Source organism: Actinoplanes sp. NPDC051388 (assembly GCF_055586225.1).
Window position 1 is genome coordinate 178,426 of record NZ_JBVJIP010000008.1, and the last position, 14,412, is coordinate 192,837.

Annotated in this window: 14 protein-coding genes; 5 read left to right on the forward strand and 9 right to left on the reverse strand. The window is 71.8% G+C overall.

The annotated features are described in order from the left end of the window. Positions 1 to 143: 143 nt before the first annotated feature. Together ACZ6TI_RS21520 and ACZ6TI_RS21525 are read right to left on the reverse strand one after the other, a co-directional pair. On the reverse strand, positions 144 to 641 hold the full coding sequence (locus tag ACZ6TI_RS21520) for a polyadenylate-specific 3'-exoribonuclease AS (RefSeq protein WP_465346867.1): 498 nt from the start codon (positions 639 to 641) through the stop codon (positions 144 to 146). 28 nt (positions 642 to 669) lie between these two features. Beyond that, positions 670 to 1,560 carry a phosphotransferase enzyme family protein gene (locus tag ACZ6TI_RS21525; protein ID WP_465346868.1) on the reverse strand — a complete coding sequence of 297 codons (891 nt, stop codon included), beginning with the start codon at positions 1,558 to 1,560 and terminating at the stop codon, positions 670 to 672. 254 nt (positions 1,561 to 1,814) lie between these two features. On the opposite strand from ACZ6TI_RS21525, the gene ACZ6TI_RS21530 reads away from it, so the two are divergent. After that, a complete protein-coding gene (locus ACZ6TI_RS21530) occupies positions 1,815 to 2,510 on the forward strand; it encodes a Crp/Fnr family transcriptional regulator (RefSeq protein ID WP_465347128.1) in 696 nt (231 codons plus the stop codon). Here ACZ6TI_RS21530 and ACZ6TI_RS21535 read toward each other — a convergent pair. Further along, the gene (locus tag ACZ6TI_RS21535; RefSeq protein WP_465346869.1) at positions 2,458 to 3,201 is read right to left on the reverse strand and encodes a lysophospholipid acyltransferase family protein; all 744 of its coding nucleotides are present in this window, start codon (positions 3,199 to 3,201) and stop codon (positions 2,458 to 2,460) included. The genes ACZ6TI_RS21530 and ACZ6TI_RS21535 overlap by 53 nt on opposite strands. A gap of 129 nt (positions 3,202 to 3,330) precedes the next feature. On the opposite strand from ACZ6TI_RS21535, the gene ACZ6TI_RS21540 reads away from it, so the two are divergent. Together ACZ6TI_RS21540 and ACZ6TI_RS21545 are read left to right on the forward strand one after the other, a co-directional pair. Beyond that, complete coding sequence (locus tag ACZ6TI_RS21540; RefSeq protein WP_465346870.1) at positions 3,331 to 4,107, forward strand: DUF308 domain-containing protein; 777 nt, start codon at positions 3,331 to 3,333, stop codon at positions 4,105 to 4,107. A gap of 49 nt (positions 4,108 to 4,156) precedes the next feature. Further along, a complete protein-coding gene (locus tag ACZ6TI_RS21545) occupies positions 4,157 to 5,659 on the forward strand; it encodes an alpha,alpha-trehalose-phosphate synthase (UDP-forming) (RefSeq protein WP_465346871.1) in 1,503 nt (500 codons plus the stop codon). Here ACZ6TI_RS21545 and ACZ6TI_RS21550 read toward each other — a convergent pair. The 6 genes from ACZ6TI_RS21550 to ACZ6TI_RS21575 form a co-directional block, all read right to left on the reverse strand. After that, complete coding sequence (locus tag ACZ6TI_RS21550; RefSeq protein ID WP_465346872.1) at positions 5,575 to 6,318, reverse strand: alpha/beta hydrolase; 744 nt, start codon at positions 6,316 to 6,318, stop codon at positions 5,575 to 5,577. The two genes, ACZ6TI_RS21545 and ACZ6TI_RS21550, sit on opposite strands and share 85 nt — an antisense overlap. Beyond that, positions 6,315 to 7,655, reverse strand: a complete 1,341-nt coding sequence (locus ACZ6TI_RS21555) for a flavin-containing monooxygenase (RefSeq protein ID WP_465346873.1) — start codon at positions 7,653 to 7,655, stop codon at positions 6,315 to 6,317. The genes ACZ6TI_RS21550 and ACZ6TI_RS21555 overlap by 4 nt, the downstream gene beginning before the upstream one ends. A 25-nt stretch (positions 7,656 to 7,680) precedes the next feature. Beyond that, complete coding sequence (locus ACZ6TI_RS21560) at positions 7,681 to 8,352, reverse strand: endonuclease/exonuclease/phosphatase family protein (protein ID WP_465346874.1); 672 nt, start codon at positions 8,350 to 8,352, stop codon at positions 7,681 to 7,683. A gap of 1 nt (position 8,353) precedes the next feature. After that, on the reverse strand, positions 8,354 to 9,301 hold the full coding sequence (locus ACZ6TI_RS21565) for an ROK family glucokinase (RefSeq protein ID WP_465346875.1): 948 nt from the start codon (positions 9,299 to 9,301) through the stop codon (positions 8,354 to 8,356). Between the two features lie 247 nt (positions 9,302 to 9,548). After that, on the reverse strand, positions 9,549 to 11,321 hold the full coding sequence (locus ACZ6TI_RS21570; protein WP_465347136.1) for a hypothetical protein: 1,773 nt from the start codon (positions 11,319 to 11,321) through the stop codon (positions 9,549 to 9,551). Then, positions 11,318 to 11,770: an SRPBCC family protein gene (locus ACZ6TI_RS21575; protein ID WP_465346876.1), complete on the reverse strand. Its 453-nt coding sequence runs from the start codon at positions 11,768 to 11,770 to the stop codon at positions 11,318 to 11,320. The genes ACZ6TI_RS21570 and ACZ6TI_RS21575 overlap by 4 nt, the downstream gene beginning before the upstream one ends. Positions 11,771 to 11,877: 107 nt before the next feature. On the opposite strand from ACZ6TI_RS21575, the gene ACZ6TI_RS21580 reads away from it, so the two are divergent. Together ACZ6TI_RS21580 and ACZ6TI_RS21585 are read left to right on the forward strand one after the other, a co-directional pair. Beyond that, positions 11,878 to 13,569 carry a GAF domain-containing sensor histidine kinase gene (locus ACZ6TI_RS21580; RefSeq protein ID WP_465346877.1) on the forward strand — a complete coding sequence of 564 codons (1,692 nt, stop codon included), beginning with the start codon at positions 11,878 to 11,880 and terminating at the stop codon, positions 13,567 to 13,569. A 7-nt stretch (positions 13,570 to 13,576) separates the two neighbouring features. Continuing rightward, positions 13,577 to 14,245: a response regulator transcription factor gene (locus ACZ6TI_RS21585; protein WP_364301022.1), complete on the forward strand. Its 669-nt coding sequence runs from the start codon at positions 13,577 to 13,579 to the stop codon at positions 14,243 to 14,245. The last annotated feature ends 167 nt before the right edge of the window (positions 14,246 to 14,412 follow it).

Here is a 14,412-nt window from a genome sequence, read left to right on the forward strand (position 1 = left end):
GCATGCGCACTGTAGTCGTCGGGCTGACCCCGGACCAACGCACCCCGCTACCGGCGGACTGTTTCGTTCTCCCCCGCTTCCGGGGTCTTCCCGGTTACGGCCGCCTTCGCGTAGCCGATCAGGATGAGCACCCTCTGCCTTCCTCAGGAGGCGGGCCGAATCATCACCTTCCACCGCGCCAGGTTGTGTTTCGCGTCGACCAGGGCGTCGTGCCGGCCCGCGGCGCTGGGCAGATGCGGCTTGCCCAGGTCGTCCCACAGCTGCCGGAGGTCCTTGGTGAAGCGCGGGATCTCCCGGGGCAGGGCGGGCATCGCGCCCCACAGCTGGGCGAGGGCCACGTGGTCGTAGGCCGCGTACCAGGCCCACAGCTCGATCTGCTCGGATCGGCCGCGCACCGGTTCCATCAGGAACTCGTACAGGTCGTCGCGGATCCGCTCGCGCGACCGCCAGGCGGGGTCGGCCGGGCTGGGCAGCTTGTCGAGCACGTTGCGGCGCACCCAGGGCACCGCCCGGGTGTCGTCGAATTCGGTGGAGACGGCATAGAACTCACGGCCGTGCTCGTCGACCACGCCGATCGAGACGAGGTCGACCAGGCGGCCGTCCTCGATGAACTCGCAGTCGTAGAAATAGCGGTAGACCATCGCGGTACATCCTGGCGCATCGCCGGCCTCAGGCAGACCCCAGGGCCTCCCGCGCCGTCGCCAGCATGGCCCGGGCCGCGTCCGGGCAGACCCCGCCGCCGCCGGGCAGAGCCGCGAGTTGGCGCGCCGACCAGTCGGCCTGGACGGCCCAGCGGAAGCGGATCAGCACCGGCAGGGCGGCGTCCACCTCGTCGCGGTGCACCGGGCCGGCCGCCAGGTAGCCGTCCAGGAACTCGGCCGACGCCTCGGCCCCGCCGGCATAGACCACCGCCGCGGCCACGTCGTAGATCAGTGGCCCGGTGCCGCTCGCCCCGCAGTCGAAGAGCCCGGCCCGCCCGGTCTCCGGATCCACCACGAAGCCGGCCGGCGCCGGGTCGCCGTGCAGCACGCCGTAGGTGAGGCGATCGGTGACGGTGAGCCGGGTGGTGACGGTGACCGCGTCGGCGACCGCGGCGCGCAGCCACGGCTGGACGTCCAGATGCGGCGCGTCCGGGTCGATCAGGTTCCACGGCCGCAGCCCGGGATGGTGGAAGTCCTGCAGCACCCGGTGCACGGCGCCCAGCCGGTCGCCCCACCACTGCTGGTCGACCGGATCGGCGCCGGCCAGCGATCGGCCCGGCACGCGGCGCGAGACCGCGAGCGCGCCCGCCGGGGTCCGTGCGGTGAGACCGCCGCCGAGGGTACGCACCGGAGCACCCACCTCGATCCCCCAGCCGCGCAGGTGTTCCGCCGCGGCCAGACCGGCCTCCACCGGTTGTTTCGCGGGCTCGTCCACCAACCGGGCGACATAGCGCTCCCCGCCCGCGTCGACCTCCCACGCGCAGGACATCAGGCCCCCGTCGAGGGAGGTGATCTCCGTCGGCGTCAGGTGCCAGTGATCACGCAGCATGGATCGAAGGAGGTCGTCGTTGTGCGACACGGCGGCGATTATCCCGGTACGCCCGGTCCATCCGACGGACACCGTGGGCGACTATCACGCTTCGCGCTTGCGACCTATACAGAAAGCAGCGGCCGGAGGATGATCGAGTGCGGATCGCCGGCGGCGGCAGGAATTGCGCCAACGAGGTATCACATGGCGTCGCAGGTGCTCTTCATGCTATGAGTGATCGTCGCGTCGACGGGGCCGGCGCCCCGACCAGCGTGATTCAGGCCCTGACCGGGGAGGAAAGAGCCGTGGACCATCGCCTGCCGGATCCCAGTGATCCGCTGGCCAGCGTGGACATGTTCGCCGGTCTGGAGCCGGAGGTTCGGGCCCGCGTGCTCGCCACCGCCGTGCCCCGCACCTATCGCAAAGGGCAGATCATCTTCGTCGAGCACGACCCCGGCGAGTCGTTGATCATCCTCAAGCGCGGCGCCATCGCGGTCTTCCGCACCTCTCCCACCGGCGAGCGGGCGGTGCTCACCGTGATCCGCCCGCCCGACGTCCTCGGCGAGGTCTCCCTGCTGGATGGTTCCGCCCGCTCCGCCTCGGCCGAAGCGATCGAGGACACCCAGGCCCTCGCCCTCTCCCGGGCGGCGTTCATCGACCTGGTGCACTCCAACCCCAGAATCCTCGACGCGGTGATGCGGTCCTTCGGCGCGCTGATCCGCCGGCTCACCGAGCAGAACGCCGACCACGTGTTCCTCGACCTGCCCGGCCGGGTGGCCAAGACGCTGGTCCGGCTGGCCGGGGAAAATCAGGCGCCGATGATCACCATCGAGCTCAACCAGAGCCAGCTCGCCGAGATGGCGGGCGGCTCGCGGCAGAGCGTCAATCAGGCGATCGGATCCTTCGCCAACCGCGGCTGGCTGCGCACCGAGGGCCGCCGCATCGTGGTCACGGACGTTTCTGCGCTGCGGCGTCGGGCCGGGATGGAAGCGCCGCGGTAGAGGCAGGCGTCGGGGCGATCACGGCGGTCTTCAACGAGGCCGCATAAACGTCGACGTAGGGGCGGCCGGTCAGCGTCATGATCTCGTACATGATCTCGTCGGTGACCGCCCGCTCGACGAACCGGTCGCCCTTGCTCGCGGCATAGCGGGAGAAGTCCAGCGGCTTGCCGAAACGCATCCGCACCCGCTTGACCGACGGGATCAGCTTGCCGGTCGGCTGGATCTCGTCGGTGTTCAGCAGCGCCACCGGCACCACCAGCGCGCCGCTCTCCAGGGCCAGCCGGGCCACCCCCGTCTTGCCGCGGTAGAGCCGGCCGTCCGGTGAGCGGGTGCCCTCGGGGTAGATGCCGGCCACGTCACCGTCGCGCAGCACCCGCAACAGGGTGTCGAGAGCCGCCTGGGCCGCCTTGCCGCCCGATCGGTCCACCGGGATGGTCCCGGTGCCGGAGAAGAACTGGCGCATGAGCCAGCCTTTGATCCCCTTACCGGTGAAGTACTCCGCTTTCGCGACGAACGTCACCCTGCGCCGGACGATCAGCGGTGTGAAGATCGAGTCCGAGAAAGAAAGATGGTTGCAGGCGAGGATCACCGGGCCGGTCGCCGGCACATGGCGCAGACCGTCCACGTCCGGGCGGAAGAGCACCTTGAGCAGTGGCCCGAGCACGACGTACTTGAGCAGCCAGTAGAACACCGATGTCCTTTCCCGCGCCGGTCGGCACAGGAGAGCGTACGGAGCGGGAGCGGCACGCCACAACGCTCTCCCGCAAGTGGGTCATGTCGTGTCACCATTGCCGGCAGGGTCGGCGAGGGAGTGTGCAGGGTGTCAACGGGTGGCGCCCGTCGCGGGCGGCGGGACAACGGGCTCGACGCGGCCGACTTTGCGGCGGCCGGCGACGTCGATCCGCGCGTCGGTGAGCACCTGCTCGACGTGCTGGCCGCGGGCGGCATCGCGGCATATCTGCAGCCGTCCGCCGATCTCAATCCGGTGCTGCGCACGACCACGTACCCGGCTCGTCCGACCGATCGGCTCTTCGTCGACCGCACCCAGCTCGACGCGGCCCGCGAGCAGCTCAACAAGCTGACCGGTGGCCGGCCGCCGACCCCGCCCGGCCCGCCGGCCCGGCCGGAGGTCAGCCAGAGCGACGTGGACGCGGAGTGGGCGAAGATCATCGCCGGCTTCCACACGCTGCCCTCGGACGCGACCGCACCGCCCAAGCCGCAGCCGCCGCCGCTGCCCGACGCCACCGACATCGCCGGCATCACGCTCAACCGCCGTCGCACCGACCCGCAGCCGCCCGAGCCGTCACTTCTGGACGGTCTGGACACATTCGGCGCGGACACCCCGGACGACGACGAGGATCGTTACATCCCGCCGCCTCCGCCGCCGCTCCCCCGGATCAGCAAATACGCGATCGCCGGAGTGCTGGGCATCGTGCTCGGCTTCGTGTTGTTCCTGCGGCCCACGATGCTGCCGGTGGACCGCGACCTGGTGACGCTGATCGGGTTCACCGCGATCGTCGCGGGCGCCGTGACGCTGGTGTGGCGGATGCGCACCGGAGACGACGATGACGACTTCGACGACGGTGCGGTCGTCTGATACGTCACCACTGCGATGCCATTGAGTAGTTGTGGCGTAACCTGTCGTGGTGCGTCAGAGCTCTCTGGTCGTAGTAGCGAACCGTTTGCCCCTGGACGACAATCTGGCGCCGGACGGCGCGTGTGAGTGGAGGCGCAGCCCCGGCGGTCTGGCCAGTGCACTGCACGCGATCCTGCGGTCCACACCGGCCACCTGGGTGGGCTGGGGTGGCGGCTCGGGTGACGCACCGGCGCTGCCGGACATCGGCAGCCTGCGGCTGCGACCGGTGGCCCTCACCGAGCCGGAGATGCGCGGTTACTACGAGGGCTTCGCCAACTCGACACTGTGGCCGCTCTATCACGACGCGGTGCAGCAGCCGGTGTTCGACCGTGGCTGGTGGGAGACCTATCAGGCGGTGAACCGGCGCTTCGCGGAGGCGGCCGCCGAGGTCGCCGAACCCGGTGCGGCGGTCTGGGTGCAGGACTACCACCTGCAGCTGGTCCCGGCGCTCCTCCGCGAGCTGCGGCCCGACCTGCTGATCGGTTTCTTCCTGCACGTGCCGTTCCCGCCGCCGGAGCTCTTCATGCAGTTGCCGCGGCGGCTCGAGCTGCTGCGCGGCATGCTCGGCGCGGACCTGGTCGGCTTTCAGCGGCCGCAGGCGGCGCACAACGTGGCCCAGCTGGCCACCAAGCTGCTCGGGGCGGACGCCACCGACGACGAGATCGCGGTCGACGGCCGGGTCGTGCGGACCGGCGCGTTCCCGGTCTCGATCGACGTCGCCGAGATGATCGCGCTGGCCGCCCGGCCCGACGTGGTCAGCCACGCCCGCCAGCTGCGCACGGATCTCGGGCAGCCGAAACGGGTGCTGCTCAGCGTCGACCGGCTCGACTACACCAAGGGGATCGAGCACCGGCTGACGGCGTACAGCGAATTGCTGCGCGACGGCCGGGTCAAGGTGCGGGACACGGTGATGGTGCAGGTGGCGGTGCCCAGCCGCGAGCGGGTGGACAGCTACCGCAGGCTGCGGGACCGGATCGAGGGCGAGGTCGGCCGGATCAACGGCGAGTACGGCCGGGTCGGCGAACCGGCCATCCACTACCTGAACCAGCCGTTCGACCGGGCCGACCTGGCCGCGCTCTATCAGACCGCGGACGTGATGGTGGTGACCCCGCTGCGGGACGGGATGAATCTGGTGGCCAAGGAGTTCGTGGCGGCCCGGGCGGACGGCGCGGGCGCGCTGGTGCTCAGCGAGTTCGCCGGGGCGGCCGCCGAGCTGGAGACCGCGTTCCTGGTCAACCCGCACGACGTGGACGGTCTCAAGTCGACGCTGCTGGAGGCGATGGACGCACAGCCGGCCGACCTGGCGGCGCGGATGACGGCGATGCAGGACCACCTGCGGCGGCACGACATCGTGAACTGGGCGCGGGCGTACCTGACCGCCCTGGACCACAGTGGACAGATCGCCGAGCTGATCCCGCCACCGCCCGCTCAGGCCGCGGCCAGCTCCTTGCCCAGCCAGTCCAGGATGGCGTCGATGGGCTCGGCCCAGCCGGGGCCGACCGTCAGGTCGTGACCCATGCCGGGGAAGAGCAGTGGCGCGCCGCCGAAGCGGGCGGCCGCGCGGTCGAGCGCGGCGCGCGGCACCACCCGGTCGTCGGGGCTGCCCACCACCAGCACCGGCGGGTCGCCCACCGGGCGCGACGCGGGCCCGGGTGACGGCACCCTGGCCGGGCGCACCTTGGGCAGGTATTCCGCCTGGGTGAGCTGCCGGCCGGAGAGCCGCAGGCGCCCGCCGAAGACCGCGGGCAGTGCCCCCGCCGGGTTGACCCGCAACGCGGCGCCGATCGTGCTCCAGCGGTCGAGCACCGGGCAGACCAGCACCGCCGCCCGAGCCGGGTAGCGGCCGAGCGCGCGGGCCACGATCATCGCGCCGACGCCGTGCCCGATCAGCACGGTCTGCCGCGGCAGCCGGGCGGCGGTCTGCACCACGTCGTGCGCGTAGGCCCGCAGATCCCCGTCCCGGCGTGCGCTGAGCGCGTGCGCCGGGAAGCCCCGCCCCGCGGTGTGCCCCAGCCAGTGCTCGGCGAACGCCCACGCCCCGAACGCCGGCCCGGCCACGAACAGCACCGGCGGCAGACCCTGATCGTCCGCGGCGGACGGCTGGGCGCTCAGCACCTCGCGACGCACCGCCGGCACCGGCGACGTCCAGTCCTCAAAGCGCAGCAGGTTCACGCCGGCTCCAACCGCTTGATCAGGTCGTCGAGCACGGACAGATAGGCCGTGCCGCCCACCTCGAACCAGTGCCGCTCGGTCGGCACCACCCGCGCGCGAGCCCACTGCGCGAGCGGCCGCTTGGACTCGGTCTGCTGCACCGCGGCGGCCCGCACCGGGTCGGTGGTGCGCAGCCGCAGCCAGCGGGCCACCGCGACGCTCTGCCAGTGGGCGAGCGGGAAGAGGCCACCGTCCGGCTGCAGCAACCCGATCACCGCGAGCGTCGGGTGCCGCCGGGCGAACGCGTGCAGGTGCAGATCGGGCTTGCCGTCCTCGTCGAGGTCGAGCAGTTCCGGGGCGAGGAACTCGAACCGCGGGCGGTAACCGGTGGCCGCGATCACCAGGTCGGGTTCGACCCGCGAGCCGTCGGTCAGCTCCACCGCGGCGCCGTCGAAACGGGCCACGTCGGGCACCGACGCGATCCGGCCGTGGCCCAGGTAGTAGATCAGCTGGCTGTTGACGACCGGGTGGCTTTCATAGGGCTTGTGGTCGGGCGCCGGGAGGCCGAACCGGGCCAGGTCGCCGGAGGTCAGCCGGACCGTGCGGTGGTAGAGGAACTGGCGCAGCCACAGCGGCAGGCGCAGCTTGAGCATCAGGGCGTTGACCTGGTCGGCGGGGCGGCCGAAGACGTATTTCGGGGCGTACCAGTAACCGCGCCGGGTGGAATGCCACACCTCCGACGCCTGCTGCGCCGCCTCCACCGCGATGTCGCAGCCGGTGTTGCCGCCGCCGATCACCAGCACCTTGCGCCCGCGCAGCACCGCCGGATTCTTGTACGCGCTCGCGTGCAGAAACCGCCCCCGGAACTCCCCCGGGATCTCCGGCATCCGCGGCGCCCAGTTGTGCCCGTTCGCGATCACCACGCCCGCGTATCGCTGGGTCCGCTCCGAACCACCGCCGGTGCTGCGGGTGGTCACGTCCCACCGCCCGTCCCCGACCGGCGCCACGGACACCACCTCGGTGCCGAACCAGACGTGCTCGCTCAGCCCGAAGTGCGCCGCGTAACGCTCCAGATAGGACAGCACCTGCCCGTGGGCCGGGTAGTCCGGCCAGTCGTCCGGCATCGGGAAGTCCGGGAACTCGGTGAGCGGGCGCGACGAGATCAGGTGCGTGCCCGAGGAGACCGGGCTGCGGTCGTGCCGCCAGTTCCACCCGCCGCCGACGGACGTCTCGCGCTCGTAGCAGTCCACCGCGAAGCCGTGCTCGCGCAGGTTCTTCACCGCCGTGAGGCCGCTGGCGCCGGCCCCGATCACGCACACGGCATCGTGGCGATCGGCGACTCCCGGAGTGTCTGACACGCGGGAATCCTTGCAGAGTCGGAGGTTATCCGGAAGGCAGCCGGTAGTCGGCCACAATCGGCAGGTGATCGCTCGCCAGCCGGGCCTGGTCGCTGTCGATCACCCGGTAGTCCTCGATCTTGACATCCGGCGTCGCGAACAGCACGTCCAGCAGGTGCCGCGGCACGCCGGCCGGGAACGTCGGCGGGGTGCCGTCGCCGGTGTGCAGGCCGTCCGCGACGGTCCGCCAGCCGGCCCCACCCGGACCCTCGTTGAGGTCGCCGCCGGCGATCAGCGGCCCTTCGACCCGGCTCAGCTCCTGCTTCCACCGGTCCGCCTGGCCGGGCCGTTCGACCGGGTCGGTGGCCAGGTGCGAGCCGGACACCGTGAACCGCGCGCCGCGCACCGCACACCGCGCGAACGCGGCGCCGCGCATGTGCCGCCCGGGCGTCAGCGGGTATCGCAGGCACCACGATTCGAGCACCTTGACCCGGAGACTGACCAGCACCAGGTTGCCCAGCGACGGCAGCCCGCCCACGCCGACCACCATGTTGACGTCGTCGGCGAGCGCCGCGCACTTGTGCCGCCAGCGGAACCGCCGCGGCGCCTCCTGCACCAGCACGAGGTCGGGTTCGTGGTCCCGGATCAGGCCGGTGAGCGCGGCCCGATCGTCTCGGAGCCCGTGCACGTTGTAGCTCATCACCCGCAGCGGAACCATGTCAGATCCGCCGGGCCAGGTCCGCGGCGCCGACCACGCCGGCCGTGTTGCCGGTCTCCGCGGCCTTCAGCTCGGCGACCGGGAAGCGGCCGCGCTGCGCGAGCTGGTCGCGGTAGGCGCGCTCGGTCGGTCCCATCAGCAGGTCGCCGGCGTCGATCACGCCGCCGCCGACCACCAGGACCTGCGGGTCGAAGCTCTGCGCCAGGTCGGCCATCGCCACGCCCAGCCAGTAGCCGATCTGCGAGAACGCGTCGCGGGCCACGCCGTCGCCGTGGTGCGCGGCCTCGGTGATCTGCCGGCCGGTGATGGCCAGCGGGTCGCCGCCGGCCAGTTGCAGCAGCAGCGAGGCGCGGTCCGGCTCCTGCCGGGCGCCGGCCCGGGCGAACCGCACCAGCGCGTTGCCGCTCGCGTATTGCTCGAGGCAGCCGAGCCGCCCGCAGCCGCACGGGTGTCCGTCCGGCACCGACTGGATGTGGCCGAGCTCCCCGGCGATCCCGTTGGCGCCACGCCAGAGCGCGCCGTTGAGCACGATGCCGCCGCCGATCCCGGTGCCCACGGTGATCATCACCATCGAGTCGTCCGCGTCGCGCGCCGCCCCGAACCGGAACTCCGCCCAGGCCGCGACGTTGGCGTCGTTCTCCAGCACGGTCGGCAGTCCGACCGCTTTGGTCACGTAGTCGCGCAGCGGCTCGTCCCGCCAAGCCAGGTTGGGCGCGAACAACACGGTCGACCCGGCGGCGTCGATCCAGGCCGCGGCGCCGATCCCGATCGCGGTCGCCTCCGGATGATCGCGGGCGAGCTCGGATGCCACCTCGACGATCGTGTCCCGTGTCCCCGCCTGATCATCGGCGGGCGTCGGCTTGCGCGTGGACGCCAGCACCTTGCCGTGCTCGTCGACCACCCCACCGGCCACCTTGGTGCCGCCGACGTCGACTCCGATGGTCAGCAAGCCATCCCTCTTTCCACGTCTTGTTCCCAGTCCAAGCCACTGCGCTGTCCCACGCCCGCTTCGGTGCGGCCTCGGCGTCTCGATGCAACCTCGGCTTCGGTGCCGCCTCGGCGTTTGGTGCGACCTCGGCTTTGGTGCGACCTCGGCGCTTCGGTGCGGCCTCGGCTTCGATTCGGGGTTGCGGTGCGGCCCCGACATTGAGCTTCGGTCCCGGCCCGGTCCGGCTCCGATCCAGGTCGGTCCGGTTTCAGGCCTTGGGATCGTCGCCGTCGTCCGGGCCGGTCCCATCATGATCCACGCCGGGCGCGCCGGACGCGCTCGCAACCCCCGGATCAGAGGTGGCCGAGGCCCAGACATCACCCGCAAGGTCCGTCGTGGTCCCGCTGCCGTCTTCGTTACGCGGTCCAGCGTCTCCAGAAGCAACACCCACTCCCTTGCCGCTGAGCAGGTCGCCGGCCCCACCCCCGGCACCATCCATGTCTTCGGACGGCGCACCGGCTGCGTCCGCGATGCTCGCACCATCGTCGCTGCCGACCGCATCCGCCATGATCGCTCCCGACGCGGCTTGCGCCCCGTCGGGGAGTGGAGTGGCCGGCTCCTGGCGGAGTCTGGCGGCTCGGGCTTCCTCCCGGCGTGCCTCGGTGCGGATCGCGGCCGCCCACGGGGACTCCCCCGGCCGGGCCGGAGTCTGGTCCGCGGGATCGGGTTCAAGCTCGGGCTCGGGCTGGGCCCGGCGACGTTTGGCTTCTGCTTTCAGCGCGGCCGCACGCTCTTGCGCTCGGGCCGCCGCGGCTTCGCTGCGAGCTCTGGCCGCCTCGCGCTCGGCCGTGCGGGTCGCGGCCGACCAGGGGGAATCGTCTTCGTCCGGCGTCGCGGTGGTGTCGTCGGCGACCGGCGAACCGGCGTGCGTGGCGGACGCCCAGGCCGTATCCGGGTCCGGCGGAGGCGGCGGTGCGGACTTGCGGGGACGGGCCGGCCGGGATCCGGACATCGCCGAGAAGGCCCGCATCAGACTCGCCACCCCGGAGGCCAGATCGCCGGCGCCGGACGCGAGCCGCTCGGCCGACTCGGGCGTCGGGTTCCGCATGTTCTTGATCGCGCGGCAAACCGGGCAGACACAGCACTCGAGGCTGCCGGTCGACCAGCCATAACGGACCGGTTGGCGCTGCTGCTGGGTGCCACCACCGGTCGCCCAGGCCCAGGCACTCTCGAACGGATTTCCGCCCGATCCACCGCCACCGGACTTCCCTGCTCCGCCGGCCGCCCCGGACCCACCGCCCGCACCCGGCGCGCCACGCCCAGCCGACGCATGATCCGAGCCCGCGGACGCGCCCTCCGAGCCGGCGGACGTCGCGGCCGCCCAGGGGTCACCCCCGGCAGACGCCGAAGCCCCGCCCGCTCCCGAGCCGCCACCAGCCGACGAACCCGCAGTGGACGAACCGGTCTCCGGCGCGGACGTCGCAGCCGCCCAGGCATCGTCCCCAGCAGCCGACGCCGCGGCTTCCGACGCGTCACCGTCCGCCGGCTCATCGGTCGCAGGAGTCGCCGTGGCAGCCGCCCAGACACCATCCGCTCGCACGTCACCGGCCGGAGATCCGTCATCCGAAGATCCGCCATCCGCGGCCGACGCCCCACCAGAGCCGCCGGAGCCGCCAGAGCCGCCAGAGTCACCGGAGCCGCCAGAGTCACCGGGCGCCGACTCACCGGCGGCACGGTCGGCCGTCGCGGCTGACCAGGAATCGCCGCCGCCCGCGGAAGAGGAATCGGATCCCCGCTCGGCGGGCCGGGACGTCGCGGCGGCGGTGAGGTGCCCGACGAGGCCGGCGAGAGTTTCGCCGACGGTGTTCAGGCCCTCGACGAGCCTGTCCGCCGTACCCGAAATGGTGTTTTCGTCGTCGTCTTTGGGGTTGGGGTCCGCGCCGCTTTGGGCGGCCATCGCGAGGACCGTGGCGACCAGTCGCTCGGCCTCCTGTCGCGCCGATCCGGTGTCTCCAGCCATCTCGCGCTCCTCGCCGGTCAAGCCTTGGGCAGGGCTTCGACGCGGCGCTTGAGCTGCTTCAACGCCGTGTCCATGATCATCTTTTCGGCCTTGCGACGGAACATGCCGAGCATGCCGACGGAGAGCTCGACCGCCAGCGTGTAGGTCACCGTGGTCACCCCGCTGCCGTCCTCGGCCAGATCGTAGGAGCCGTTCTGCGACTTCTGCGTCTTGGACGGCGCCACCAGATGCCACTCGATGCGGGACAGATCCTCCGCATACGAGTACTCCAACGTGTAGTCATCGGCCAGCACGCCGGCGTCGATCACGAAGCGGACCTCGGCCGCGTAACCGTCCTCGTATTCGCTGAGGACCTCGACCTGTTTCATCGCGTCGGCCCACTCGGGATAGCTCGGGAAATCGCAGATCACCGCGGCGACCCGATCGAGGGGCGCCGAGACCTGAATCGACTGCGTCGAGGTGTCCGCCATAGCTCCGGAGGCTACCCGGTGGCACCGACATTCCGGCCGAGGAGGGCGACCGACGCCGCCGACTCGCCGATGCGCCGCCCACCGAGCATGCGGCTACCATCCGTGACGTGCCAGCCTCCAGCAGCGTGCCCGCGCGCGTCCAGCCCCTCGCCGTCGCCGCCCGCGTCATCATGCTCGCCCTGGTGGCCGCCCTCACCCTGATCGCCACCCAATCCGTCGGCGAGCTCCGCTGGATCGCGTTGCTCCTGGTCGCGGCGTTGCCGGCGTTCCTGGTGCCGGACCATCGGATCTGGGCGCCGGTCGGCCGGGTCGCCGAGGTCGCGATCACCGGACTCGCCGCCGGCTCGATCGCCGCGGCCGCCGATCAGACCGGCAACGTGTACGCCGGCTTCGGCGCCGAAGTGGTCCTCCCCTACCTGACCGTCCCGTTGCTGGCCGCGGCCCTGCGCCGCCGGCCGACCGAGGGCGCCGCCCTGCTCGGCGTGGCCGCGGTGGCCATGGTCGTGGGCGGCACGCTGCTCGGCGACCCGCCGCCGATCACCCAGGCCGGCTTCCTCGCGGCCGGCGGCCAGTGGCTGGTGCTGGGCGCGATCGTCACGTTCCTGGCCGACACCATGCGCCAGTTCATGGCCCCCGCACAGCCCACCCCGCAGCCGTACGCCGAGGCCACCCGCCTGCTCACCCAGCTGCGCAGTGTGGCCCGCTCGCTGCCCGGCGCCACGCTCGACCCGGGCGGCATCTCCGAGCACCTGCTGGAGGAGTTGCGGCAGGTCGCGCCGGGGCATCGGGCCGCGGTGCTGTCCGCGAGCGGCGGCGGCCGGCTGGTGGTGCTCGCCCAGACCGGCGCCGAGCGGGTCGACTGGGAGACCACGCTCGACGCGGATTCGGCGATCGCGGACGCCTGGGCCACCCAGCAGCCGCAGACCGCCAGCCGTTCGCAGGCGCGCTCGCATCGCGGCGGGGAGGCCTCGTCGTCGCTGGTGGTGCCACTGGTCGCGGGCGTTCGTACGATCGGCTTGGTGATCTTGGAAGCGGACACCGCGCAGGCTTATCCCTCAGCCGTGGTCGCGCAGGTCACCGAGGTGACCGGGCCGGCCGCGCTGCGTCTGGAGGCCGCGCTGCTCTTCGACGACGTGCGCTCGCTGGCCACCAACGAGGAGCGCCAGCGACTCGCCCGCGAGATCCACGACGGGGTCGCGCAGGAGCTGGTGATGGTCGGCTACGGCATCGACAACGCCCAGGCGACCCTGCCCGAGGGGGCCGAGGAGACCGCCGAGGAGCTGCGCTCCCTGCGGGCCGAGGTCACCCGGGTGATCACCGAGCTGCGGCTGAGCCTCTTCGAGCTGCGCTCGGAGGTGGATCGCAACGGCGGTCTGGCGGCGGCGATCGCGGAATATGCGAGGACCATCGGTACGCCGGCCGGCCTGCGCGTGCACTTCACCTTCGACGAGTCGACCGCCCGGCTGCCCGCGGCGACCGAGGCGGAACTGCTGCGCATCGCCCAGGAGGCGATCACCAATGCGCGCAAGCACGCGGGTGCCTCGAACCTGTGGGTCACGTGCACGATCGACCCGCCGTACGCGGAAATCACCGTCGCCGACGACGGCAAGGGCTTCGCCGACGACCGTCCCGACGGTCGTTACGGGCTCACCATCATGGCCGAGCGGGCCGAACGAATCCGCGGGAAACTCAAGATCACGCCACGACACCCCAGCGGGACAACCGTAGCCGTGGTGCTTGGCACAGCGTCCCGGCGCGATAGCGTGCGGGATAGCGTTTCCGCTCCAGAAGGGGAGTAACCCGAGCATGTCGACCAGTCCGACGCCGACGACGCGCACCAAGGTCCTCCTTGTCGACGATCATGACTTGATCCGTAAGGGGCTGCGACACGCATTCGAGCGCGACCGGCAGTTCGAGGTAGTCGGCGAGGCGGCCACGGCCGCCGAGGCCGTCCGCCAGGCCGGCGCGCTGCAGCCCGACGTCGTGATCATGGATCTGCGGCTGCCCGATGGCAGCGGCCTCGAGGCCACCCGTGCGCTCCGCAAGAACAACGCCAATATGGGCATCGTGGTGCTGACCATGTATGCCGGTGACGATCAGCTGTTCGGTGCTCTCGAGGCCGGAGCCAGCGCTTTTGTGCCGAAAACGGCGCCCGCCGACGAGGTGGTCGCGGCCGCACGCCATGCCGCCTCGGCCCCGAGCGCATTCACGGCGGCCGATCTGGCCGAGGCCATGAAGCGGCGGCTCGCCCCCAGCGGACCGCAGCTCTCGCCCCGCGAGGGTCAGGTGCTGCGGCTGCTCGCCGACGGCATGAGCGTCGCCGGGATCGCGAAGCAGCTCTTCGTCTCGGAGTCCACGGCCAAGACCCACATCTCCAAGCTGTACGAGAAGCTGGGCGCGGCGAACCGCGCGCAGGCCCTGATGACCGCTCTGCGTCTGGGCCTCCTGGAGGCACCCGACGCCCCGAAGTTCTGAGTGCATTTCCGCTTCACCCGCTGACCCGCCCGGCCGCTGCCCAGCGCCGGGCGGTCGGCTTTCACGACCCCTGCTGGTTCGGGCGGTTCCTGGCAATCCTGGCGTTTGCGGCGTTTCCGGGCGCACGGATCTTCGGTCAAGATCTGTGAGCCGCCCGGGGCGGGGAG

What these genes read in the sequence shown, in the direction of transcription:
- ACZ6TI_RS21560 (WP_465346874.1), bottom strand. Translation starts at nt 8,352, where the DNA reads ATGGTTCCGCTGCGGGTGATGAGCTACAACGTGCACGGGCTCCGAGAC.
- ACZ6TI_RS21575 (WP_465346876.1), bottom strand. Translation starts at nt 11,770, where the DNA reads ATGGCGGACACCTCGACGCAGTCGATTCAGGTCTCGGCGCCCCTCGAT.
- ACZ6TI_RS21520 (WP_465346867.1), bottom strand. Translation starts at nt 641, where the DNA reads ATGGTCTACCGCTATTTCTACGACTGCGAGTTCATCGAGGACGGCCGC.
- ACZ6TI_RS21585 (WP_364301022.1), top strand. Translation starts at nt 13,577, where the DNA reads ATGTCGACCAGTCCGACGCCGACGACGCGCACCAAGGTCCTCCTTGTC.